17 protein-coding genes and 1 rRNA gene are annotated in these 25,191 nt (G+C 57.6%); 5 read left to right on the top strand and 13 right to left on the bottom strand.

The genetic code is table 11. The features are described from left to right. Nucleotides 1-128 precede the first annotated feature (128 nt). From CA51_RS02905 to CA51_RS02870, 8 genes are all read right to left on the bottom strand, one after another. Nucleotides 129-1,556: an NAD-dependent malic enzyme gene (locus tag CA51_RS02905; protein WP_145117619.1), complete on the bottom strand. Its 1,428-nt coding sequence runs from the start codon at nt 1,554-1,556 to the stop codon at nt 129-131. Nucleotides 1,557-1,718: 162 nt separating this feature from the next. Continuing rightward, nucleotides 1,719-2,135, bottom strand: coding sequence for a YkgJ family cysteine cluster protein (locus CA51_RS02900; RefSeq protein WP_145117616.1), 417 nt, complete (start codon nt 2,133-2,135; stop codon nt 1,719-1,721). Nucleotides 2,136-2,248: 113 nt separating this feature from the next. Then, a complete protein-coding gene (locus tag CA51_RS02895) occupies nt 2,249-3,388 on the bottom strand; it encodes an aminotransferase class V-fold PLP-dependent enzyme (protein WP_145117614.1) in 1,140 nt (379 codons plus the stop codon). Then, a complete protein-coding gene (locus CA51_RS02890) occupies nt 3,385-3,819 on the bottom strand; it encodes a molybdenum cofactor biosynthesis protein MoaE (protein WP_145117612.1) in 435 nt (144 codons plus the stop codon). Before CA51_RS02890 ends, CA51_RS02895 begins: the two co-directional genes overlap by 4 nt. 3 nt (nt 3,820-3,822) lie before the next feature. Next, on the bottom strand, nt 3,823-4,083 hold the full coding sequence (locus CA51_RS02885; RefSeq protein WP_145117610.1) for a MoaD/ThiS family protein: 261 nt from the start codon (nt 4,081-4,083) through the stop codon (nt 3,823-3,825). Between the two features lie 78 nt (nt 4,084-4,161). Continuing rightward, entirely contained in the window at nt 4,162-7,104 is a 2,943-nt protein-coding gene (locus CA51_RS02880) for an anaerobic glycerol-3-phosphate dehydrogenase subunit C (RefSeq protein ID WP_145117608.1), read from the bottom strand. A 35-nt stretch (nt 7,105-7,139) separates the two neighbouring features. Further along, the gene (locus tag CA51_RS02875) at nt 7,140-7,859 is read right to left on the bottom strand and encodes an LON peptidase substrate-binding domain-containing protein (protein WP_145117605.1); all 720 of its coding nucleotides are present in this window, start codon (nt 7,857-7,859) and stop codon (nt 7,140-7,142) included. Between the two features lie 99 nt (nt 7,860-7,958). Continuing rightward, the gene (locus tag CA51_RS02870) at nt 7,959-8,705 is read right to left on the bottom strand and encodes a Bax inhibitor-1/YccA family protein (RefSeq protein WP_231745966.1); all 747 of its coding nucleotides are present in this window, start codon (nt 8,703-8,705) and stop codon (nt 7,959-7,961) included. 307 nt (nt 8,706-9,012) lie between these two features. Between CA51_RS02870 and dcd the strand changes: the two genes are divergently transcribed. Then, nucleotides 9,013-9,591: a dCTP deaminase gene (gene dcd, locus CA51_RS02865; protein WP_145117603.1), complete on the top strand. Its 579-nt coding sequence runs from the start codon at nt 9,013-9,015 to the stop codon at nt 9,589-9,591. A 1,177-nt stretch (nt 9,592-10,768) separates the two neighbouring features. On the opposite strand, the gene CA51_RS02860 is transcribed toward dcd, so the two are convergent. After that, nucleotides 10,769-11,953, bottom strand: a complete 1,185-nt coding sequence (locus CA51_RS02860; protein WP_145123988.1) for an ATP-binding protein — start codon at nt 11,951-11,953, stop codon at nt 10,769-10,771. A 1,390-nt stretch (nt 11,954-13,343) separates the two neighbouring features. Here CA51_RS02860 and CA51_RS02855 point away from each other — a divergent pair. Next, a 16S ribosomal RNA gene (locus tag CA51_RS02855) occupies nt 13,344-14,873 on the top strand. 2,410 nt (nt 14,874-17,283) lie between these two features. Then, the gene (locus CA51_RS02850) at nt 17,284-18,270 is read left to right on the top strand and encodes an amidohydrolase family protein (RefSeq protein WP_145117601.1); all 987 of its coding nucleotides are present in this window, start codon (nt 17,284-17,286) and stop codon (nt 18,268-18,270) included. On the opposite strand, the gene rrtA is transcribed toward CA51_RS02850, so the two are convergent. Further along, nucleotides 18,262-18,870: a rhombosortase gene (gene rrtA / locus CA51_RS02845; protein WP_197451545.1), complete on the bottom strand. Its 609-nt coding sequence runs from the start codon at nt 18,868-18,870 to the stop codon at nt 18,262-18,264. The genes CA51_RS02850 and rrtA overlap by 9 nt on opposite strands. Before the next feature lie 89 nt (nt 18,871-18,959). Continuing rightward, nucleotides 18,960-21,176 carry an MprA protease, GlyGly-CTERM protein-sorting domain-containing form gene (gene mprA, locus CA51_RS02840; RefSeq protein ID WP_145117598.1) on the bottom strand — a complete coding sequence of 739 codons (2,217 nt, stop codon included), beginning with the start codon at nt 21,174-21,176 and terminating at the stop codon, nt 18,960-18,962. Between the two features lie 477 nt (nt 21,177-21,653). On the opposite strand from mprA, the gene CA51_RS02835 reads away from it, so the two are divergent. Together CA51_RS02835 and CA51_RS02830 are read left to right on the top strand one after the other, a co-directional pair. Continuing rightward, the gene (locus CA51_RS02835) at nt 21,654-22,058 is read left to right on the top strand and encodes an HU family DNA-binding protein (RefSeq protein ID WP_145117596.1); all 405 of its coding nucleotides are present in this window, start codon (nt 21,654-21,656) and stop codon (nt 22,056-22,058) included. A gap of 111 nt (nt 22,059-22,169) precedes the next feature. Continuing rightward, nucleotides 22,170-22,388 carry a hypothetical protein gene (locus CA51_RS02830; RefSeq protein ID WP_145091328.1) on the top strand — a complete coding sequence of 73 codons (219 nt, stop codon included), beginning with the start codon at nt 22,170-22,172 and terminating at the stop codon, nt 22,386-22,388. A gap of 64 nt (nt 22,389-22,452) precedes the next feature. Here the strand turns inward: CA51_RS02830 and CA51_RS02825 are convergent, their stop codons facing one another. Both CA51_RS02825 and ruvA read right to left on the bottom strand, forming a co-directional pair. Further along, complete coding sequence (locus CA51_RS02825) at nt 22,453-23,784, bottom strand: M20 metallopeptidase family protein (RefSeq protein WP_197451544.1); 1,332 nt, start codon at nt 23,782-23,784, stop codon at nt 22,453-22,455. A gap of 263 nt (nt 23,785-24,047) precedes the next feature. Further along, nucleotides 24,048-24,677 (bottom strand): Holliday junction branch migration protein RuvA, encoded by a 630-nt coding sequence (ruvA, locus tag CA51_RS02820; protein ID WP_145117593.1) that lies wholly within the window; start codon nt 24,675-24,677, stop codon nt 24,048-24,050. Between the last annotated feature and the right edge of the window lie 514 nt (nt 24,678-25,191).

Genomic DNA, 25,191 nt, shown 5'->3' with positions numbered 1-25,191 from the left:
CGTTCGTGGCGAGCCTTCGATGCTCCGCCGCGAATGCGATTTCTCACAGCGGAACCATCGCCAGCTCGGAAGCGTCTGCGATTCCGAGAGGTCCCGGTGCCAACCGCACCGGGACAACCGCTGGCTTTCTACAGCCCGACAGCAGAATTTTTGGGACGACGCCGAGCCACGCCGGTCTCGGCTGCAGCATCCGCTACCGCTTTGGCGACCGCGGCGGCAACGCGTCGATCGAAGACGCTGGGGATAATGTAATCGCTACAGCGTTCATCGTCGGTGATGATGTCGGCGATCGCTTTGGCCGCCGCGACTTTCATCGCGTCGTTGACCTCGCTGGCGCGAACATCCAAGACGCCGCGGAACAATCCCGGGAAGCACAACACGTTATTGATCTGATTGGGATGGTCCGAACGCCCCGTCGCCATCACCGCGACGTGCCCATTGGCGAGCTCCGGGCGAATCTCCGGATTGGGATTCGCCATCGCAAAAACGATCGGATCGGCAGCCATGCTTTTGACATCGTCGACCGTCAGCACATCGGGAGACGAAACGCCGACAAAGACGTCGGCCCCGCGAACGACATCTCGCAGCGATCCCTGCAGACCGTCTTTGTTTGTGACCGCCGCAAGTTCATCCTTCACGGGATTCATCCGCGTCGTTCGCCCCGCATAGATAGCCCCTTCGCGATCGCACACGATCACATGCTCGGCTCCAGCCAACTGCAACAACTTGGCGATCGCCGCTCCGGCAGCTCCCGCACCGTTGATGACAATCTTGACTTCGCTGAGCTTCTTCTGAACCAGCCGCAGCGCATTTTCTAGCCCCGCCAACGTCACGATCGCCGTCCCGTGCTGGTCGTCGTGAAAGACGGGAATGTCCATCGTTTCATTCAGCCGCCGTTCGATCTCGATACAGCGCGGCGAGGAGATATCCTCCAGATTGATCCCGCCGAACGTCGGCTCCAAACGCTGGACCGTGGCGATGATCTCTTCGACATCTTGCGTTGCGATGCAGATCGGGAACGCGTCGACGCCGCCGAACTCCTTGAACAACATCGCCTTCCCTTCCATCACCGGCATCGCCGCTTCGGGACCGATGTTCCCCAGCCCCAAGACAGCCGATCCATCGCTGACGACGGCGACCATATTTTTCCGGATCGTCAAACTGTAAGAGGACTCGACGTCGTCGTGGATCGCCATGCAAACCCGAGCCACGCCGGGAGTGTAGACCGACGAGAGATCATCGCGACTTTTAATGGGCGTCTTCGCAACGACTTCGATTTTGCCACCCAAGTGCTTCAGAAACACCTGGTCGGAAACCGTCTGCAGTTCCAGACCCGGAATCGTTTCGAGATGCTCCGCGATCCGTTGCACATGTTCCGCGTTGGCGGCATTCACGCTGACATCCCGCGTGATCCCCTTTCCGCTGGAACTGACGATATCGATCGCCCCAATCATCCCACCCTGCTCGCCGATCGCTGTCGCGATCCTCCCCAACATGCCACGATCGTTTGCGTAGGTCAGTCGAATCGTTGCCGAATATGAAAATGTTTGGTCCATTTGGGTTTCCCAAGGGGCGGGCAAAAGCAAGAGGTTGGCGCAAACAGCTGCACCATGGGCGCGTAGACTAGCAGATTGAACCTAGGGGAGACGAGAGCAGCCCAAGCCGCGAAGGGAAGCCGCAGTTCCGTGAGGTATCAGCTAGCGTCCGGCAGCCCGATCTCAGACGCTCTTCTCTTTCCGACGGGCTTCGATCTGCTTGAAGTTGTACAGCTTGCCGACGCCGCTGCCGGGGCAGACGTCGCAGGTCTCTTTCCAAGCCGCCTTGTCCTCCAGCGTGCTGTCCCAAAACGGCCAGGTGCGACACTGAATCGGCCGCGCTTCGTAGACCGAACAGCCGCGGGTATCGGGATCTAAAAAGATGCAGTCGCCATCGGAGTATTCGACGAGACTTTTGGCGGCACCGACGTTGCGGACGAACTTGTGCTCGAAATCGTCGATCGTCATCTGCATGTGCGTGGCCAGCGCCGCGATCTCGTCGTCGTTGACCCACACATAACCCGGCTCGCCGCTGCAGCATGCGCCACACTGCGTGCATTCAAATCGCAAGCCATCTTTGTACCAAGGTTTTCCTGCCATCGATCTTCGTCCAAACGTTCCAATTGAGCCGGCGATGGAATCCAGCCGGCAGAGTTTCTTTTTTTAAGTCGTCTTGAGTGGTTTTAAGTCGTTAAGCTTTGCGTTTCATTGGCTCACTGGCCAACCAACTGGCCGACGGCATCGATCGCGCGGTCGAGATCGGCTTGCCTGGTGAAGCGTCCTAGGCTGAACCGCAACGTCCCCGCCGACGTCCCCAAAGCTTCGTGGATTCGCGGCGAACAGTGCAAGCCGGCTCGCGATTGAATTCCAAACTGAGCGTCTAAAACTCCCGCCGCATCAGTCGGCTGCCAGCCGTCGATCGCCACGCTGACCACCGCGACATGCGACCGCGCCCGATCGCGAAAGACTTCCACGCCCGGCAGTTCCGCCAAAGCATCCGCCAGTCGATCGGCCAACGGGCCGCTTGAATCTTCCGTTTCGTTTCCGGCGGACCAACGCAGCGCCGCCAACAATCCAGCGATCGCCGGCACGTTCAAGTTACCCGCTTCGTGACGTCCCGGCATCCCAGCGGGCATTTCCATCCGATCCGAATCGGTCCCCGTGCCGCCATACATCAACGGCTGCACCTGGGACTGAATCGAACTTTCCAGGAACAAAACTCCCGTCCCCAGCGGTCCCAGGCAACCCTTGTGCCCGGGACTGGCCAGCATGTCGATCGCCATCGCCTGGACATCGATCGGCAGATGGCCAAGCGACTGCGCCGCGTCGACCAAGAACAGGGCAGGGTGCTGCCGCACGATCGCTCCGATCTTGGCGATATCCTGAACCGCGCCGGTCACATTCGACGCGTGCGAGACCGCGACCAAACGCGTGTCGTCCCGGATCGCCGCAGCGATCGCATCGGCGTCGACAAATCCAAACCGATCGCAAGGGACAACGGTCACCGACACGTCGCGGCTCTCCTGCAACCAAGCCAGCGGTCGCAGGACGCTGTTGTGTTCAATCTGCGTCGTGACGACATGATCGCCGCGGCGCAGCACGCCCTGAATCGCGATGTTCAACGAATGAGTACCATTGCAAGTCAACGCGATCTCCGCAGCTTGAGCGTTGATCATTTGAGCGACCGCAGCTCGGCAATTGACGACCACTTGCTCTGCCGACATCGCTGCGGCATAGGCACCGCGTCCGGCGGCGGCCCCAATTTCAGTGATCTCCGCCGCGATCGCCTCTGCCACTCCCGGCGGCTTCGGCCAGCTGGTCGCTGCGTTATCCAAATAGATCCGTTGGTTCATGGATGCACCCACTCCGTCAGCCCATCGGACCAATGCTCTTGTTTCCAGATCGGCACGTCCGACTTGATCTCATCCAACAGCCAAGGGATCGCTTCAAAAACCTCTCGGCGATGACCACTGCTAGCGGCGATCGCGATGCTCGCCTCGCCGAGATCGACGCGTCCCAAACGATGGATCACAACGACGCGTTTTAATTGCCAGCGGTCCGCCGCCGCATCGGCTAAGCGGCGCAGTTCAGCCAGCGCCATCGGGCGATAGGCATCGTAGACCAGATGATCGGTTTCTTTGTCCGCCGTTCGGCGGCGCGTCTTTCCCAGAAACAGACTGTGAGCCCCAGCATCGAGATCCGACAGCGATTCCAAGATCGGTTCGCTCTCGATCGGCCCATCGACCAATTCAACGACGACTCGCGTTTCGGCGTTCGGCTGCACGCTTCAACCTCCACTAACAGGAGGGATCAGCGCCAACTGAGCACCGGGCGAAATCAAATGATCCGCCGCCACGTACTGCAGATCGACAGCCAACCGGCAGGCGGGCAAAAGACCTTGCAGCTCCGGACATCGCTGCCCCAGTTGCACCAACACCTCGCCAGCGGTTGCGCCGGCGGGCAGCGTCAGCGTCACCGAATCCGATCCCACCAACGCCTGGGCGGCGGCAAACATCGCCACTTCGATCGTGCTTTGGGAATCGGTCATCGACGGAAAACAAGGCTCAGGAAAAACGGACGCAGAAGGGCAGGGGACCTCGGTACGGCCGCCTACCTATATAAACTTCTAACCCAAAGCGGTCAGAGCGGGAAGCCGCCCATAGGCGTAGGCCATCACCTTGATCGGATGCAGCGTCGTCCGGTTGCTGCCGTGTTCGATCTGATTTTTGCAAGCGCTACATTCGGTCGACGCCGCTTGAATGTCAGCCTTCCGCATCCCGCTGATCAGATTCCAGCCGATGCGGACACTGTTGCGGAAGTTCTCCCGTTTCATGCCGTACAGCCCAGCCATCCCGCTGCACCCCTTCTCCATCGACTGAACGCGCAGCCCGGGGATCAGATCCATCAACTGCTGAGCCGGCTTGCCCGAATCGATCGCGCGAACATGGCATGGCTGGTGGTAGGCGACGCTCGCCGCGACCGGGCGAAAGTCCAACGACAGTTCGTTCCGCAGATGCATGTCCCACAGATAGCGGCAGGAATCGTAAGTGTTTTCGGCGACCAGGCGAGCGTCTTCGCTGTCGATCAGATTGGGATATTCCTGGATCAGACAAAGCGCGGCTGTCGGTTCGGTCGTGACGATCTGATATCCCTGGCGAACCGCTTCGGCCAGGATGCGAATGTTGTGAGTCGCCGCGTGCATCGCCCCTTTTAAATCGCCCGCCGCGATCCGCGGCATCATCGACGAATACTGATTTGGCGGCACGTAGACGCCGACGCGATTGTGCCGCAACACTTCGACAAGCGCCTGCCCGAGTTCGGGGTCGTGCCAGTTGGCGAAGTAGTCGACGAAATAGGCGACCTTGGGGCCACCTTTTTGCAGCGGCCGAGTCAGTCGTTTTTTCGCCGCCCAACGCATGAAACTGAGCTTCGCATAGGGAGTGATCCGGCGGCCTCGGGCCAGCCCCATCGTCCGCTCCAAAACCCAACGCCAACGCGGACTCTTCAGCACCCAGTTCGAAACCGTTGCGACGCGGCTAGCCAGCGGCGCGATCGACTCGATCCGCGTCATCAGATAATCGGCGACCGACAGCCCGTTGGTGGCGACGTATTGCCCGCGCAGCTCGTTGACGATTTTCGGGATATCGACCGACGCGGGACATTCGATCCGGCACTGATGGCAACCGAAACAGAGATCGGTGATCTGTTTGACCTCGTCGGTCGCCAACGCATCGACGGACAGTTCGCCAGCCAAGACCCCACGCAACAGATTCGCTTTGGCCCGCGGCGATGCCTCCTCGATCGGCAGCACGCGATAGACCGGACACATCCGCTCGCTTGGTGCCAGCGTTTTGCAACGCCCACAACCGTTGCAGTTTCGCGTCGCCATCTCGATCGGTTCATCGTTCCACGACTGCAGCACCGGCAACCGCGGCACGCTCGGCTCGGCGACCGAACCGGCATCCGCCTCCTCGTCCGACTCCGTCTCTTGCCCGATCTGAATCATCGCCGTCACGTTGCGGAGATTCTCATCGGGCCCCTGCGATGGCAACCCGACGACCTTGCCAGGATTCAGCAGACCGGCCGGATCGAAGGCCCGTTTGACAGCGATCATCGCCGGCCACAGCGATCCGTATTGCCGCGGCAGAAACCAACTGCGGCTGAGCCCCGCGCCATGCTCTCCGCTGATCGTGCCGCCAAACTCCAAGACCTTCTCGAAGATCGACTCCGCCAATTCGCGCAGGACCTGCGGACTGCCGGGATCGGCCAGGTCCAAGAACGGGCGGATGTGCAGATGCCCGTGCCCGGCGTGAGCGAACATCGTCGCGGTGATCTGATGCTCTTTTAAAATGTTCTGCAGCTCGACCATCAGATCGGGAAGCTTGGCAGGCTCGATCGCGATGTCTTCGATGATCGGCAGCGGACGCGTATCGCCGCGCAACCGATACAGTCGCGGGATCACACGCCGCACGATCAGCCAAAAGAAATCGCGTTCGCGGCGTTCGACAGTCATCCGCGAACCAAAGGCCAGCTTTTCCTGCCGGCACAAACAATCGTTGAGGTCGCGCAAACGAGATCGCAGCTCGGGCAGCTGATCGTCCTGGAACTCGACCAACAACATCGCCTCGGCATTGCGAGGGATCAATTGTTCGAACCGCGGGTCGGTCTCCCGAGCGATCTCCAACAGCCGCCGATCCATTAGATCGCAAGCCGCCGCGCCACGTCCGGCTGCCAATAACGCTCCGCGAGCAGCATGCTCCAAGCGATGAAAGAACAACAGCGAGACGCCGCGGTGGGTCGGCATAGGTTCGGTGCTGACCGTCGCTTCGGCGATGATCCCCAGCGTCCCTTCGGCCCCGACCAACAGATTGGCCAGATTGACTTGGTCCCCGGCCACCGCGAGGTCCAATCGATAGCCGCCGTGATTGTGAGGCGCTCCGTCGCGGAGCTTCCCCAATTGTTCGGAGTGCCGCTTGGCGATCCCGGTGACCTCTTTCGCCATCCGACCGGGGATGCCCTCGGAGTCGCGATGATGGCTGGCAAACTCAACGATCTCGCCGGTCGCGGTGACCACTTGCAGCGAATGCACGGTGTCGCGAGCCGATCCGTAGCGGAGCCAATGGCTGCCCGAGGCGTCCAGAGAAAGAACACCTCCCATCGTGGTCACGCTGCGGGCCTGCGGATCGGGACCGTACAAGCGGGCGTGAGTCGCGAGTTCGCGATTCAATTGAGCCAACACGACGCCCGCCTGAACGCGGATCAACGAATCGTCTAAACGGTACCAACGCCGCATGTAACGCGACATATCCAACACGATTCCGCGGCCCAGCGACTCTCCCGCCAGACCGCTACCGGCGCCGCGGGGATGGATCGAAAGATGGTGTTCGCGAGCGTATTGCACACACGACGCGATGTCGCGGATCGAGCGTGGGCGGACGATCCCCGCCGGCTTTAATTGATAGATGCTCGCATCGCTGGCGTAGATCTGCCGGTGCACATCCCCACACAACACATCCCCTTCGATGATTCCGCGCAGATCGGCTTGCAATCGTATACTGTCGGCGTCCATATCAAACCGTCAACTCTCGGGGGCAGGATCAGCTGTCAGTTTTGACTGAATGGCGGCGGAAATCCTGACGAGAGCGATGCGTTTTCCGGGCCGCAAACCTCCCCTTTGCTCTGCGAAGGAGCCAGTGCGGCGATCAACTTCTTGGCCCGTTGATCGACATCGAGTTCGGCTAACAATTGCAACTTTTGCGCGACCGGAATGCCAACGGTGTAGGCGATGATGTCGCTGACGATCCCCAACGGCATCTGGCTGTCCAACAATTGGCTAAAGTTCTCTTGAGCAAGTGCGGATTCGGGAATGTATTTCCGAAACTCCTCCAACAACAACCGCTTCAACAGCGGCCGATCGGCGGCGGCTTGCGGCGAATAGACGTCGTCCAAAACCTCGACCTTCGCCATTCGATAGGTCTGATTCGTGACCACCTCTTGCAGGATCCGCACCCGCCGAATTCCTAACAACAATATATTGTGACGCTCGTCGTCGGTCGGCGTATGCGAAACGATCCGCCCGATACAGGCGAATTCTTCCAACGCCGGACGGCCTTCGTAATCGGGCTCCCAACCGCTGGCTAGCGTCGCCATTGCGATCAATCGGTCAGCAGCCAGCGTGTCGGTCAGCAAATCACAGTAACGCGGCTCAAAGATATGCAGCGGTTGCATTACATGCGGAAAACTGACGACCCCAGGCAGCGGGAACAGGCGAACCGTCCCATCAAAATGATCGGGCAATCGCGTCAGACTTTCGATATCGGACATTGGTTAATCGCTGTCCCCAGACACTGCCCCTGACCAACGACCACTACGGGAGTGGTCGCATAAAAATGAAAGTTCCCGCTAAGCGAGAGCCGGCGTCGATCAATCGTTCGACGAAAACGACATCACCAACTGCAGGATATACCAAAACAGAAGTGCTACCGAAGCAAACAGAGCCAACGATGCGGCGACATATTGATCCGTTCGGTAGTGATGCAGCACGTTGGAGGTGTCATAGAGGATGTACCCCGACGCAACCGCGACCATGATCGCCGAGAAGAAGATCCCCAGCGAGAAACCGAACATGATGCCGCAGACGATCGCTCCCATCGCGACCAACCCGGCCATGAACAGGATCTTGCCCATCCAGCTAAGGTCGACGCGGGTCACAAAGACAAACGCTGTCAGTCCAAAAAAGACGATGCTTGTCAACATTCCTGCGATCACAGGTGTCTGGGGGTCGAATCGCATCGCGATGTACAACAGCGGCAAAAAGACGATCGCCTGACCGACAACGTACAGCGACAGCCCCATGTACTGCATCCCCGGCGACGCGCCGCTCTCGGCCCACCGGCGAGCCATCCAACTGACCGCCATGAACGCCCCTAAGACGATCAACCAGCCATAACCGGTAACCATTCGGGTGACGATCATTTCCATCGTGTTAGCGGGAACCGCCGTCAACAGCAGCGCTTCGATGCCGACAAAGCCCAAGACGGCTGCGGCGAGATGGAGATACGTCTTGCGAATGAAGCCGGCGCGAGCCGATTCTTCGGCAAACGCAGCCATCATGTTGCCGCCCATTCCAGCTTGGCCAGTCTCAAATTGATAGGGATTCGTTGAACTCACGCTACGCACTCCACAGGGTTTATTTAATCGCTCTTCGATACAAAATCGAAACAAGCACTTTCAGTTGCTGTAATCGCTTCATTTATTCTACGCGGCCCAGATCGGCGAGAACACTGCCACCGCAGGAACCATTGGAAGTGTACCACATACATTCTCCGGTCCCCAAGGATTCCTGTTTTGGAAATCGGGTAGGTTTCGTCCGGCCGATTAGTTGACATCGGGTCCCCGGATGCCTGAGAATTAACATCTGCGGTCAACGCTTCCCTCCCACTCACCTGGCCGCCGACCTTCTCGGAGCAAAGATCGCATGATTCTATCGGGCGAAGAAATTAGGTCGCGGATCGGAAAACAGATCGTCATCGAACCCTTCGACGACGACAAACTGAACCCCAACAGTTGCAATCTGTCGCTGCACGACGAACTGCTGGTTTACGAAGAGGTGGTGTTGGACATTCGGCAGCCGAACCGGTATCGGCGACTGGAGATCCCCGCCGATGGTTTTGTGTTGCAACCGGGCTGCCTCTATCTGGGGCGAACGTGTGAGTGGACTGAAACCCGCGGCCTGGTTCCGATGATCGAAGGCCGATCGTCGCTCGGGCGACTGGGATTGTTCGTCCACGTGACCACAGGTTTCGGAGACGCTGGGTTCTGCGGCTACTGGACCCTGGAGATCTACACCGTCCAACCGATCCGAATCTATCCTGGGATCGATATCTGCCAGATCATGTACCACGAGATCTGCGGCGATGTCGAAGAGTACTGCAGCAAATATCAGAACAGTCGCGACATCCAACCGAGCATGATGTATCGCGAACTCGGCGGCAGCGAATCCGACCAACAGCTCGAACTCGACTTCGAATCCTTGGTCCGCGAAGCGATCTCCTGAGCAAACGTTCCGGTAAAGCGAAGCCGTCCCACGAACTCCTTGTCATCTTATATAGTCACGGTCCTGAGTCCCCCCACAGCGCAGCCGAGAACCAAAACGAAACGCCCAGACAGAAAAAGCCCTCTCAGCGGGATCGCGGCGGAAGCGGAAATCGCTCCCCCGCAGCAACAGCGTCCCCCCACTGCCACTTCCATAAACCTGCGTCCCCGGCCGTTTGGACAACTAAAGAAGCGAACCCGCCACTCCTGCGACTATAGAAAACGCTAGTCAAAATCGCTCGAGCCAAGAAAACCGCGAAGTGCCTCTCCTTTACGAATTTGCACAAGCAACCGCTCGACAGGGTCAGTAGCAATTAGCCCATGGCTCAGCTGAGGAACTGGCTTCGAACGACGAATCAGAGAGCAGTCCCCGGCAGCGGTGCGGCGGAAAACGCACGACCGCCTTGAATGCTCCTCTCCCCAACTGCGGCTTCCTCAAATCTACGTTCCCGGCGGTTTGGCCAGCTGGCGAAGCGAACTCGCCACCACTGCCGCCACAGAAAACGCTAGTCGGCATCACTCGAGCCAAGAAAACCGCGAAGTGCCTGTCCTTTACGAATTTGCACACGCAACCGCTCGACAGGGGCAGCAGCAATTAGCCCATGTCTCAGCAGAGGAACTCTTGCGTCGAACGCCCCGACAGCAAAGTGCCCAAGCGGTGCTGCGTCAGCAAACTAACCACCGATCCAAGAACGCATGCCCCAACTGCGGCTTCCTCAACTCTCCGTTCCCGGCGGTTTGGACAGCTAAAGAAGCGAGTGCGCCACTCCTGCGACTATAGAAAACGCTAATCAAAATCACTCGAGCCAACAAAACCGCGAAGTGCCTGTCCTTTACGAATTTGCATACGCAATGGCTCGGCGGGGGCAGCAGCAAATAGCCCATGGCTCAGTAGAGGAACTGGCGTCGAACGACCAAATAGCAAAGAGGCCTAAGCGGTGCTGCGACAGCCCCCACACCATCAACTGTCAGCTCGCTGAAATTGGCCTCAATTAGCCATTTTGCACGCTGACGAAATGAGCTCGCCACCGCCGCGGCTGCGGAAAACGCTGGCCGCAATCGTCAGGAGCGCCAGAAACGCAAAGTGCCTGTCCTTTACGGATCCTTTACGGATCCGGTCGAGCGGTAGCGGCGGAATGCTACATCACCGAGAAGTAGTTCTCGACAGCGAAGTCGAAGTACTCGTTGCACAGTTCGATCGGCTTGCCGTGGTACATGCAGTAATTGCGGACCTGCAACAACAAGTCGCGCGGCTGGCAATTGCGAAACGGACGATTCACCGGTAGGTAGTGGTTCTTGATCAGATAGTCGATCGGTTCGGGCTGGTAGGGGATCTTGGTGACCTTGCACATGATCTCGAACAGCTTGCGAAAATCAGCTTCCGATGGGTTGGTGACCTCGATCTTGTAGGGGATACGCCGCAAAAAAGCGTCGTCGACAAGATCCTTCGGCTCCAGATTGGTGCTGAAAATCACCAGCTGATCAAACGGCACCTGGATCTTTTTGCCGCTCGCCATATTGAGAAAGTCGTATCGCTTCTCCAGCGGAATGATCCAGCGGTTGAGCAATTCGTCGACTCGCATCCGCTGCCGGCCAAAGTCGTCGATCACCAACGTGCCGCAATTACTCTTCAATTGCATCGACGCTTCGCTGATGTTGCTATCGGGATTCCGGCGAACCTCCAACATGTCCATCGTCAATTCACCGCCAGCGATAATCGTGGGGCGTTTGATCCGCACCCAGCGGCGATCGAAAGCCGAATCGCTCAGCAGCCCGCCCCCCGATTCTGGCATCGCCAGATCGTGGTTCATCGGATCGTAAACCCGCATGATTTCGCCATCGATAAAGATCGAACGGGGAATCCAAATGTACTTTCCAAACGCGGCGGTCACCCGCTCGGCGATACTCGTCTTTCCGTTACCGGGATACCCAAACAGGAACATCCCGCGGCCGCTGTTGATCGCCGGCCCCAATCGCTCAAGCATCCTGGGGTTGATCAACAAGTCGGAGAAAGCCTTCAAGAGGTCGGTCTTTTGAGGCCGCTGCCCCTCGACCGTCTGCCGCCGAACGCTGTCGACATATTCTGAAAGAAGCACCGGGCAGGCGCCGTAATAAGTGCAATCCTCGACATAGCGGCGAGCCAGATCGCGGCCGCTCTCGGTCAGTACATATAGATAGTCCCCCGTGGCGGTCGAAGAACGATACGCCACCGTCTGCTCCATCTTCATCCGATTCAGCCCCGGTTCGACCAGGCCAAAGGGAAGTTTCAACTGCTCGGCGATCTCGCGCCCATCGGCTTCCCCAGCGTTTAAGAGAAAACGCATCGTGATCTGTTCGAGCAGCGTTTCGGAGATTCGCGATTCGCTGAGCGAGCGGACCTCGCTCGGCCGCCAAGGCTCATCGCGGCAAGGTGCAAAGGAACTCGCCTCGGCAGGACGCGCCGGCTGAGCCGCAACGACTGCTTCGGTTCGCGGCACCGGCTGAGGCCGAATCGCAACAACAGGCTTTTCGGGAGTGACAAGTTCTGCGTCCATCGGCTCCGCTTGCGGAGTCGGCTGACGCCCCATTCCATCGGACAGTCCGTGGATCTTGGCCAACAGTGCATCGAGCTTACTATCCGAACCTTGCTGCTTAGCAGTTGGAACCACCACGTACCCCTCCCAAAACTGACAATCGCGGACTCGGTGCGCCCGCATGCAACCAACACCTGTCTAACGGCCCTTACCGGCGTGCCGACAACCGATACAGCGAAAACTACTTCACGAACCGGGCCCGAGCAAACACTTACCCCACTTCTGACAGCATCCCCGCATGAAAACCCGAAAGCGAAACGTCAACAGCGCCTCCTCCCACGAATCGCCCGAACGAAACCCGACGAATTCGCCCCGGCCCCAAAACCGCCGGGCGAGACTGAAGCGAATCGCCACCGCAACGACGGGCCGATCCACCTCCGCCCCCAACGCCGATCATCCAAGCAGCATTCGCGCAGTCGCTTGTCCCCGCAGAGAAGAGCAGGGCACTGGGGCGACCTTCCTGTACGGCTATCTATATAGAAGAGCCATCGAAGCGTCAGCAGATCGCTATTCGAGCGTTGATCGATGCCGATATAGCGTCCGAAGAAGGCAAAACGGCCTCAAACCAAGCCGCGGCAGAGAACTTATGCGGTCCCGCCGGGCCAAACTGTCCAACTTGCGCGCCAAGAAAGCAGCTTTTTAAAACAACGCGGAGAAACTTCCAAAACGGTTCGGTAGGCAAATTACAGGCCCAAACGACTCTCTCACACAAATTTCTCTGAAATCTCTCGAACGGCCCTTGTCCATACAGCGAAGACCCTGTAAATTTCTGCCATGCCAACGAGGGCAGCACAGAAGCGAATCACGAAACGATCACTTCCGAGCTACTAACTCTCGCTGACATAAAACAAGACACGAGTCAAAACTTTCTTGAAAGTTTTGACTCAAGAGTCCTCAGGCTCTTGACGATAACTTAAGTAACAACTAAGATATTCGAATCAACTGACTCACGCGAGTCAGCACTGAGACAAAACTTTGATCTTTGACAATTTGGTTGGTGAAACTCTTATTGAGTTCAGCTTTGAGACCGTTAGTTTTTAACTAATGGCGAAAAGTTTTTGCCGGGATGACCAACCCGGCGAGTTCAGCTTAAACTACTTTGGTTAGCCACGATCGGAACTTCGGTTCTGGTCTATGCATACAATTGAAGGGTTTGATCCTGGCTCAGAATGAACGTTGGCGGCGTGGATTAGGCATGCAAGTCGCGCGACAAGTCTAGCTTGCTAGACGGAGGAGCGGCGAAAGGGAGAGTAACGGGTAGATATGTGCCCTTGAGACCAGGATAGCGTTGGGAAACCGGCAGTAATACTGGATAACATCTTCGGATCAAATGGTGTGATTCCGCTCAAGGATCAGTCTGCTTCCTATTAGCTTGTTGGCGGGGTAATGGCCCACCAAGGCTGAGATGGGTACCGGGTGTGAGAGCATGACCCGGCTCACTGGGACTGAGACACTGCCCAGACACCTACGGGTGGCTGCAGTCGAGAATCTTTGGCAATGGGCGAAAGCCTGACCAAGCGACGCCGCGTGCGGGATGAAGGCCCTCGGGTTGTAAACCGCTGTCAGTTGGGAGGAAATGCATTTGAGTTATCTCTTGTGCTTGACCGATCTTCAGAGGAAGTACGGGCTAAGTTCGTGCCAGCAGCCGCGGTAATACGAACCGTACGAACGTTATTCGGTATCACTGGGCTTAAAGCGTGCGTAGGCGGCCTTGCAGGTCGGGTGTGAAATCCCACGGCTCAACCGTGGAACTGCGCCCGAAACCGTGAGGCTTGAGGAAAGCAGGGGTGTGCGGAACTGATGGTGGAGCGGTGAAATGCGTTGATATTATCAGGAACACCGGTGGCGAAAGCGGCACACTGGGCTTTTTCTGACGCTGAGGCACGAAAGCTAGGGGAGCGAACGGGATTAGATACCCCGGTAGTCCTAGCCGTAAACGATGAGCACTGGGCTGGGGGGACTTCCACATCCTCCCGGCCGTAGCGAAAGCGTTAAGTGCTCCGCCTGGGGAGTATGGTCGCAAGGCTGAAACTCAAAGGAATTGACGGGGGCTCACACAAGCGGTGGAGGATGTGGCTTAATTCGAGGCTACGCGAAGAACCTTATCCTGGTCTTGACATGTTTAGGAACCTCTGTGAAAGCGGAGGGTGCCTTTCGGGGAGCCTTTACACAGGTGCTGCATGGCTGTCGTCAGCTCGTGTCGTGAGATGTCGGGTTAAGTCCCTTAACGAGCGAAACCCTTGTCTTTAGTTGCCAGCGGGTAATGCCGGGGACTCTAAAGAGACTGCCGGTGTCAAACCGGAGGAAGGCGGGGATGACGTCAAGTCCTCATGGCCTTTATGACCAGGGCTGCACACGTCCTACAATGGTGCATACAAAGAGAAGCAATACCGCGAGGTGGAGCAAATCTCAAAAAGTGCACCTCAGTTCGGATTGCAGGCTGCAACTCGCCTGCATGAAGCCGGAATCGCTAGTAATCGTAGGTCAGCATACTACGGTGAATGTGTTCCTGAGCCTTGTACACACCGCCCGTCAAGCCACGAAAGTTGGGAGGGCCCGAAGCCGCCAAGCTAACCCGCAAGGGAGGCAGGCGTCTAAGGTCAGCTCGACAATTGGGACTAAGTCGTAACAAGGTAGCCGTAGGGGAACCTGCGGCTGGATCACCTCCTTTCTAAGGATTTCTGATTTACTTAGGGTGACCTTTGTATTTCATACCGTGGATAACGATCTCAAGCTATCAATAAGAGTCGCCTCGCAAGAGGCACACCACCAATAGTCACAAAGACCCGTTCAGGTTTTCGCCAACCTGAGCGGGTTTTTTCGTGCGCTGATCGCAACGAAATCAGTGGGATATTCACATGCTGCCTATCGGCAATCATGCTTCGATACTTGCTATCGATCGAATTGACCGCAGATCGACGTTGCGGTTCAGCAATCACAATTACCCGCTCGGGTTTAACTAGTCCGAGCGGGTTTTTTCGTGCGCCGATCGCACCTCAATGTAGTGAATCGATTCGGCAGCATTGGAATTCGGCAAAACCATAGTGCCTACACTTCCTCCACCCTGGCGTAGCCGGCGACCTCCGCGGGCGATTCCCTAAACCTTTGCACTTTCACGGCAAATGTCGGCGTCACTGAAACAACACTTTTGCGCGGAGCGCGACTCTCCCTAGAGAACTTTATTGCTATCAACTGCCGAGCTGCCGCCCCGGATCCCCAGCCTCATCCACAATTTGCCGAGCGTGTGTTGAAAAATCAGCGACGGGTTTAGCGCTAGATCGTTTCGTTAGCACAAAACCGCGACGATCCGGAGGCTCTTTCCCAAGAAACGCGGTTCACGCTTGGCGATAGTTGGAACGGAAGACCTTCGTTTTGCTGGAGTCGAACATCTCCTGATCGATTACCTGCTGCATTCTCGTTTCACCAACTTCATCAAACCAAAGATGCAGTCGCCGCGAGTAGGCTCGAATCGGAAACCGACTGCATTTGCGACTCCATTTTGGCTTCGTCCGTCGACTGATCCCACCAACGGGAATTGGAATCGTGCTTTTTGCTCACGGAATCGGCTTCCGAAAACGCCCGGAAACAAGTCGCAGTCAGTGCCGATCCGTACGGGGCAGGGCAGATTTCAATTTTTCGGGATGCAGGCGAACGTTCACCGAAGGAGGTCCAGCTCGGCGAAACCCTCACATGGCGAGGGCACGCCCCGCACAGGGCCTGCATCCTGCTCTATGATGCTCCGATCGCGTTTGCGAGATCTCAACGGCGAATCAAATTTGCGTCTTTCGGTGGCAGGCCCAGGGGTCACAAACCACGAACGAATCGGCGAGTGATTCCGCGGTATCGGTTTGCCTAGCATTGAATCCATCGATTTTCAGCAATCTAATTCGCACTGCTGGCGGTATCCGGCGGGCGAAATGACTGAACTCGCTGGATCTCCGGTCGTTGGCCATGAAAAGAAAGGCTGCTGTCCTGAACAGGTTTCGTGCCTTATCGGTTCCAAGAAGTATCGGTTGCTGAATGGAACAGTGTCGAACGGTATGAAAAGTGGAATGATCGGCAGCTCTAATACCAATCCGTTCCCACCTGGTGGCACGCATTTTCAATTAACTCGCTTTGGCTTTCCGTATAGCTAATGATTAGCGTTGTTCGGGGCAGTTTGCTTGTCGAACTGATGGAATGTCGGCGACAATTTCCCCGTTCGCAAACGTGTCAAAACTCGGTTGCCGGCACCTCGCCCACCGGCGGTCCTTACAGGCAGATCGCCAAAGGATGAGTTCCGCGCCGTTCGACGCCAGGCAATCAGGACTCCTGCGGTCACCTGCGCCAGATACATGCACAGCTGAACATATAATGACACTACGGAATGATCGTTTTGATCGACGACGGGACTGCCGATTAGCGTCGTCAGAATAAGCAAGACGCCCCCTCATGCGGGAGCGACCTGCGTGCCCTTATTCGCTTAAAGCGCGCAGGCAATAACAACAAGATACGCCCACACAAACACCGAATCGCCCGGAGCTACCCGAAGCAATCTCAGCGAATATAACACCGACACCGACTACAGTCTTAGCTTCAGACCCCACACAGCTCAACAACAACACCAGAAAGGCCGCAACCCGTTACCGACAAACCACTTACAACAACACCAACTCGGACACCAGCAGCGTACAACAGCAGTTTCCCGGTGTAAGCCTGTTCGATTTCCCAAAACGTCTCGATGGCGAGATTCGACTGCGAACAATCGGTTCGCTGAGTGCTCGACCTCACCTTCTAACGCGATGTTCCGCCGAAACCTAACCGATCGCATCTGGGCTCACCCCAGGGCTTCTTTTAGGGGCTCCGTACAATTCAAATCGTCTCCGGTCTCTGCCCGCTCCAACAAACGCCGATGGCAAAACGTCGGAGGACATCGCCGAACAGATGTTCACGACTACATTCTGGCGCTGTCCGACGGCCGAAGAAATGCCGCGCTTGCTCAGTCTGCTCGGCGACCAAAAGAATGACGCTTACGAAGTCACCCTCTGGAGTCTGCTAAACTCAACCAAGTCCACGTTCAACCGCTAGATCGCGAGAGCCCCATGAAGTCCAATCCTCCCGAGTCATCCAAAGCGGCGACGCTGTCGCGCCGTGGTTGTTTGCAGAGCGGTGCCGCCGCATTGACGGGCCTCTGCCTTGGCACCAGCCACGCGACCGAAAGCGATCCGCCGCTGGAGATCATCGATTGCCATACGCACTTCTACGATCCAAGCAGGCCACAGGGAGTGCCTTGGCCCGGCCCGGGGCCGCTCTACCGAACCGTCTTGCCAAAACACCTGCGTGAGCTGAAGCAATACCGGCCGGTGACGGGGACGGTGATCGTCGAAGCGAGCGCCTGGGTGGAAGACAACGCGTGGCTGCTCGACTTGGCAGCGGACGATCCGTTTGTCCTAGGGATTGTCGGCCGGATCGATCCCGACCAACCCGACTTCGCCAAACATCTGGCTCGGTTCTCCGCCAACCCGCTGTTTCGTGGCATCCGGATCTCGGTCGGGCTTTTGAAAAAGCTGTTGGAAGCCAACGACCTCGCGGCACTCAAAGCTCTCGCCGACCGCGGCCTGGCGCTCGACGTCAACGGTGGCCCCGAGACGCCCGCGGTGATCGCCAAATTGGCGCGTCGACTGCCCAGCCTGACGATCGTACAGAATCATATCGGCAACGTCCCGGTCACGGCCGATCGACCGCCGCAGGGATGGAGCGACGGGATTCGTGCAGCAGCCGATCACAAAAACGTCTACTGCAAGATCTCCGGTCTCGTGGAAAGCGCGGCCCGTCACAGCAAGCAACCGGCCCCGACGGACCTGGAATTCTATCGCCCCTACCTGGATGTCGTCTGGAATGCGTTTGGAGATTCCCGCGTGATCTACGCCAGCAATTGGCCCGTCTCGGATCGCGGAGCCACTTACGAAGATCTGCAGCGGATCGCGATGCAATACGCCGCAGAAAAGGGAGCCACAGCGACCGCCAACTTCTGCTCGCTCAATTCCAAGCAAGCCTATCGCTGGGTCGATCGGCCTCGTTCAGACTGAGATCGGCTGTCGAACTCGAGTCCAATTCTGAACGATAGGCACACCCAGTGCGGCGGTCGCACCACAGATCAGCCCTGCAATGTGGGCTTCGACCAACGGCACGAAGGCATCCGACTGGACAAACAGCGTCTGGTGAAAGACCGCTTCGTAGCCGAGTTTCCCGACCAGCCCCAGCAACATCATTCCTCCCAGGCCCGCCGCCGGCAAATCTTTGGCGTGCAGGTTCGTTCGTATCCAATCGATCACCCACCATCCGAATAACATCGTGTCGATTCCCGAGAGCCCACGATAACAATGGATCTCTGGACACACGATCGCTAGCGATAGAGAGATTATCAACATGCTGCCGATCAAGATGGGAGCGTACACGCAGCGGTACTTCGATTCACAGATCGCCGATAGCGTGGCGAACATGCTGACATCCCAAAAGAAGTGGTTCCAATCAAAATGGACCACGTGTCCGCTGATCCAACGCCAAATCTCTCCTTGCGCGGCCCGCTGGAAATCGAGCTCCAGCAACGACGTGAGGCTCGGAAAGACCGCGGCAAGAATCGATATCAGGACGATCGTGATCGTCACAGGAACAGGAATCGTCTTCATCGCTGATTCGCTCCACATCGGGTCGGTTTATGTTCTACCAAGGCTTCGTCCCAGCATCTCCTTCTGCCGGTCCACCCTTCCCGCAGGTATCAAACCTTCGCCGGTCGGTTACGGCGTCGACGTGTCCAGGCGGCCGCTCCGGCAGCGGAAATTGCCAACGTGGCGGTGATCGGATCGATCGCGCCTCCGCCGCCTCCGCTGAAGGGACGCACATCGAGATCGACTCCGCGACGCGAGCGTGATTGGCCGGGCGCGGCAGGTTCCGGCGAGTTGCCGGCGGGGATGCTTTGATTATTCGCAGCGTCTTGGTTATTTGCAGCGGGCGGATCGGTGGCCGCCGGTTTCGCTGGCGTCGATACAAGGTACTCCTGGCTGCGGTTTCGCAGAGCCGCCAGTTTATCGGCGACCTGTTTTTGCGAAGCCCGATCGCGGCTCAACCGCGTCGCGTTGCGTTGCTGGATCTTCCATCGCTTGTATTCGGCGTCGTTCTCCAAAACCAGCATCGAAGCATAGGGAGAGACGATCGAATAGCCTTCGCACAGCCGCACGATCTCGGCTTGGCGCGATCCCGATCCGCCTCGTTCCTCGTCCAACAACCGCGAGACCTTGCGGAACGCCCACATCCTTTCGATCAGGCTGTTGTCGGCTTTCGATCGCTCCGTCGGCAAAGGGATCTCGACGGTTTGTTCCCATGGACTCCCTTGGATCTCGCCTTTCATCGTCACCTGAGTCGGACCGCCGGAGGAGAACCGCCCCAACAGACGCAGCGGCGTGCCGTAAAACAGATTGCCCAGTCGTTGCGGTTCGACTTCGCTGATTCGTGAATCGGCGAAATCGACCGACAGGTTGGCGATCGCTGGGCGAACCAGCTTTTGACGCATCAGATGTGCTTGGCGACGGAAACTATCCTCGGTCGAAACAAACGCCGCCAATCCGCCTGCTCGCGTCGCGATCTGGTCCAACAAGGGACGATTCACTTCGTTGCCAACGCCGACACAAAACACGCGGACTCCGTCGGGTCGGGCTCCGATCAACCGCAGCAGTTCCGATTGCTCGCCCGGTTCGGTCAGCCCGTCGCTCAACAGGACAACGTTCAGCGGTCGATCGGCATCGCGATATCCGTAAGCCATCTTCAGCGCTGGCCCCAGCACGGTCCCGCCGCGGGCGCGTTGAGCGGCAAAGAATTCATTGGCGACTTCCAAATTGTCAGCCGTCGCGGCGCGAGCTTCTTGAAACAACGGTGTCGGTTGCAAGTTGAAGGCGAGGCATTCGAAGCGATCCTCGGGGCTCAACGATTCGATAAACGCGGCGACGCTCCGGCGGCTGATCGCCAACTTCTCATCCCGCGCCATCGATCCACTGATATCCAACAGAAAGACATAATCCATCGCCTCCATCGTGCTGCTGAGATCCTCGCCCGGCGTGATCGTCATCATAAAGTAGCCGTCTTCTCCCTCGGGCCAACTGCTGACAACATCGACTCCCGTCTGCGGCCGTTTGGTCTGAAACGCTAGCACGATGTCGCGGGAAAGATCGCCTTCGGTCAGCTCCATGCTCGCCTGAGCATAGCTCTCGGTGTGGTTGACGACCACGAAGTCGTCCTCGTGCGATTCGCTTCGCAGTTCCTTCAACGGCACCTCGCTGAGAAGTTCCAGGTTCATCGAAAACCGGCCCTGCACCCGCGTATCGATCGCGCGGCCTGCGGTTTGAGTTGCTAGCGGGTAGACGTAGGTGCCCCAGTCGTGATCGAGCTGCAGTTCCTGGTAGTATTCGATTCGAACGCGTTGTTCCGCACCGGCGGCGATCGGAAAGATCCGCATTTCGAACTGCTTGAAATCAACTTGTTCGAGCAGCCCCGGGTCGCGTCGCACCCGTTTGTAGCTGTTGTAGATCTCGCGAGCCCGCTGCTTTTCGACGACCTCTCCGATCATCTCCTTGCCGCTGATCCACATGCTGAAATTTGAAACGCTCGCGCCGCGGGGAACCGGGAAGGTGTAGAGCGCTTCGACGATCCGGCTTTCGGTATTCACAAAGACTTGGTCGATCTGCGTGACAGCGATCCCGTTGTTGATCGTCACGCGGACATCCTGCTGTTTGATCTCCAGCACGCCCCCCAACCCGCCGTCGGCGACCAACATGCCAGCCGCATCGGCTGGCCGGGCAAAGAGAACTCCAACGCTAGCAACTGCGACGATCAGCAATCCCACCAACTGTCGACTCTCGGCGGCGAAGAGGTTTGAGGTTCTCCGATCGCGTCGCAGCGACGATCGATCGATGGGTGGAGAAGCGATTGAGGCGATGTTCATGACGGACTCCTAAGGTTTTGATAGGGGAGGGCGTCGAGCGAACGCTCGGCAGCTCTTCCCTTCAGGAGCCCATCGCAACGGGAGCCTCTCGCCCCAATTTGCGAAAAACCGCGTAACCGCAAACCGTCGGCATGTTGTAGTGCAGCGAGACGGCTCGATTTTCAGGCTGTATCGCAGACGCTAGCAAAGGAAAGCAGGACATTCCGGCGGGGGAGTTGTGAGAGCTAGCGAAATACAAACCGAAAGTGGAATCGGCTTAGTAAATGCTAGCCAACGTCTAGTACCACTATCTTTACGGCTTTGTTGAAGTTTACGGGCTAGAGAGCCGATTCGGAGAGTATCGGTTGTATAGGTCGTTTCGATCTTGCGATCGGTCGATCTTGACGGCAGGTTCGGTTGCGTCTACACTTCGCTTTACTAAGTAGCGTCGTGCAAAGGACTTACAACGCTGAATCATCCGTCTTGGGGATCGAGTTTGTGACCAAAAAAGACATTGTCAAAACGATTTCCGAGGAAGTCGGGCTGACTCAACAACAAACCAAGAAGATCGTTCAAAAGACGTTCGATGCAATCATCGATTCGCTTGTCAAAGAGGAGCGGATCGAACTGCGGAACTTTGGTGTCTTTGAAGTCAAATTAAGGGCTGCCCGAAAGGCCAGGAATCCCCGCACGGGGAAACAAGTGAGTGTACCGGCAAAATATGTCGTGACATTCAAGCCAGGTAAGGAGATGGAGTCGCGTGTTGCCGAACTGACGGCGGGCATTGTTGAGAATCACCAGACCGAATCCGAATTGGGTTCGCTGGGAAGAACCGACGAGAGTTTGAACAAGCCCGCCGACCCGACAACACACGATGCCTTCGGAGACCGTTCCGTTGGCTGATTAAGATTTCGAGATGTAGTTCGATCGATTTCCTGCGTAGTGATTCCGAGCAGACTCGGATCCCGACAATGGACTTCCACGGCAGACAAAGACGTTCACGGAGGAACGGCGATGCGACGTTTATTTCAGATTACCGCCCTGGCATTATGTCTCGGCCCGTTGGGCGGCTGCTTTCTGCCAATCTATTCGGCTCGGCCTGAACACCGTGTCAAACAGTTGCTGTTCACCTCCGAAGACCTTCGCCAGGTCGTCGATGAATGGGAACGCTTCTGGTTCCTCGACCAGCCAAGCCATATGACGCCGGTCCGCGTTCACGGCGGCATCATCTAGTTGCCGCTGTCCGCAAGCGTTTGATTGATCGGTCCGCACACCGGCAAGCCTTTTGCTGCCGGTGCTATTTGCCGAGGATTTCAAGCGCGGCCGCAACCATCGTCTGCAGCCCCGTCGTCAACGTCGGTTCGATGTCGGGGTAGTAGAGACTCGAGTGCAGCGACGGGGGATTGGTTCCCAATTCCTCGTAGCGTTCCAACCGCCGCGCTTCGACCGATCCCAGCCGGTACATCAGAATCGGCACTCCCGCGCGGCCGTAGCGACTGAAGTCTTCGCCTCCCATCGACGGCGTCGGCGTGCTCACGTTCGCTTCGCCCAACAACTTCTGAAAGACCGTGGTGATCCGCGCGGCCAGCTGATCGTCGTTCCTCAACGACGGTGTCCCTTCGGCGATGCTGATCTCCGGTTCGGGAGCGGCAAAGCTGACGGCAACCGCTTTTGCCTTCCGCTCGATCGCCGCCAGTAATTTCTCGCGGACCAAGGGATCGTACGATCGCACAGTCAGCTGCAGATGGCAGCGGTCGCCGATAATATTGTGCTTCGTCCCACCGTGAATCGATCCGACGGTGACCACTGCCGGATCCAAGGGCTTGATTTCGCGGCTGACGATCGTCTGCAGATCCATCACCAGAGCAGCAGCTTGAACGATCGGATCAATCGTGGTGTGAGGCGCCGAGCCGTGGCCGCCGCGGCCGATCATCGTGATATCGACGCTGTCGACGTTTGCCATCGCGAAGCCTGCCAACGTTTCCACCTTCCCCGCCGCAACATCGCTTCCCACATGAAGCGCGATTGCAAAGTCGGGCTTTTGAAAACGAGTGAACAGGCCATCTTCGAGCATCGCCTTGGCTCCCGCCCCACGTTCCTCTGCCGGCTGGCCGACCAACATTAGAGTGCCCTGCCACAGATTGCGATGGCCGGCCAGGAATTGAGCGACGCCAACGAGGTTGGTCATGTGAACGTCGTGGCCACAGGCGTGCATCACTCCGGTGTCGGTACCGTCGGTGTTTTGGGTCGTCACCTGCGACGCATAAGCCAATTGCGTTTTCTCGACTAACGGCAATGCATCCAGATCGGTTCGCAACATCAAGCAAGGACCGGGGCCATTTTCGAGGATCGCAACGACTCCAAAACCACCGACCTCGGTTGTGACATCGAAGCCGGCTTCACGCCACAGTTTCGCAATCCGAGCGGAGGTTTCGCGTTCCTCGAACGAGAGTTCTGGATGGGTGTGAAACCAGCGGTAATTGGCGATCAGATTTTCGAGATGGCTTTCGACCCAAGCCTTCACCACCGCGGGCGTTTCCGTCGACGGCAGATCCTGCGTCGGCTCTTTGGCCCACACGGGGCTGGCGATCACAGCGAATAGGAACACGAGGCTCAGTTGACGAAACATGATCGGCTCTCTCTAGGAAAATTCGGACAGCATCGGAGGATTCACCAAGGAGAGCTCCGGTTCCAGCAAACGCGTGGCAACGCCCACAGTCGCTCGCTGCCGCTGGCTATTTTAGTGCAGCCGAAAACAGAAAGACAGCGCTGGAGTCACCCGAGTCGCTGGAGTCAAGGCTTCAGTCGACAGACGCGCTGGAGTCAAGGCTTCAGCCGACCTGAACCGCGAGGTCCATGCAGGCCTCGACTCCAACGAGTTTACGTCAAAACCTATTGGCTACTTTTCTGATAGATCGCCGTCAGCAGCGACTCGGTATCTTTGAACTTCTTCTTGCTTGCCATCGCTTCGTCGATCAATTGGCGAGCGTCGGCCTCGCCATGTCCCAGAGCCAGCAGCGCGTCGAACGTATCGCGAACGACATCCGATTGATCGTCGCCATCTTCGGGAGTTGCATCGCGACCGACCAGCAGGGCGAACCGGGGCATCTTGCGACGAAGCTTAGCGATCACCCGCTCCGCAGTCGCCGGCCCGATCCCAGGCAAGCTGGACAGAGATTTTGCATCCTGCTGCTCGATCATCACCGCCATCTCTTTGACCGGACGGACCATCGCCCGCAACGCTTTCTTGACGCCGACACCGTCGACGCTGCAGAACAGCTCGAAGAACTGCTTTTCCACCGGCGCGATAAAACCGACCAGGCGAGGTGACAGTCGACCGCCTTGAGCAGCGTTGCCATCGATATAATTCAACGTGTGCAAAGCGATATCGGAGCCGATTTTTCCCTGCAACTGTCGCCGCGTGAAATCGGGAATAAAGACCTCGTACTCAAACGGAGGAATATCCAAAACCGCCGACTCATCGTTCAGCGAAGCAAGCTTGCCGGTAATCTTCGTGATCAAGGTACAGAATTCCGCATAGTTGGAAACGCGTTGCCCGCACCGCCCCCAACGGAGCCAAGGAACGTAGCAAAGCGATAAATTCTACCCTCAAAGACGAAAGTCGATAAAGGACAGGCAAAACGTCGCGCCACCATCCACCCCCGATCGGCACACGCCTCCCCACCAACAATCATCCCACCAAACCCGAAAGGACAGGCACTTTCGCGACGCCTCTGATTGCAAACAGTTTTCCAGGCTCAAATAGCAGTCCCCCAAGCGAAAACACGGGCCCTGTTCAGCGAAACGGGAAAAAAATGCGAAAGGACAGGCACTCTCGCTGCCACTCCGGGAGCGGCCATATTTCCAAGCTCAAATAGCAAAAAAGCGGAGCTAAAACTCCGGCCGCATCTTCTGAGAACACAACAAACAGGGATGCCCAGCAATCCCCCCACCAATCTCAAAACGGGAAAGGACAGGCACCTGCGCTGCCGCTCCGACAGTAGCCGGATTTCCAAGCGTTCGCAGCGGTAAACTG

Source organism: Rosistilla oblonga (assembly GCF_007751715.1).
Classification (GTDB): domain Bacteria; phylum Planctomycetota; class Planctomycetia; order Pirellulales; family Pirellulaceae; genus Rosistilla; species Rosistilla oblonga.
The sequence above is the reverse complement of the archived record's forward strand: the minus strand, read 5'-3'. Positions and strand labels throughout refer to the sequence as shown.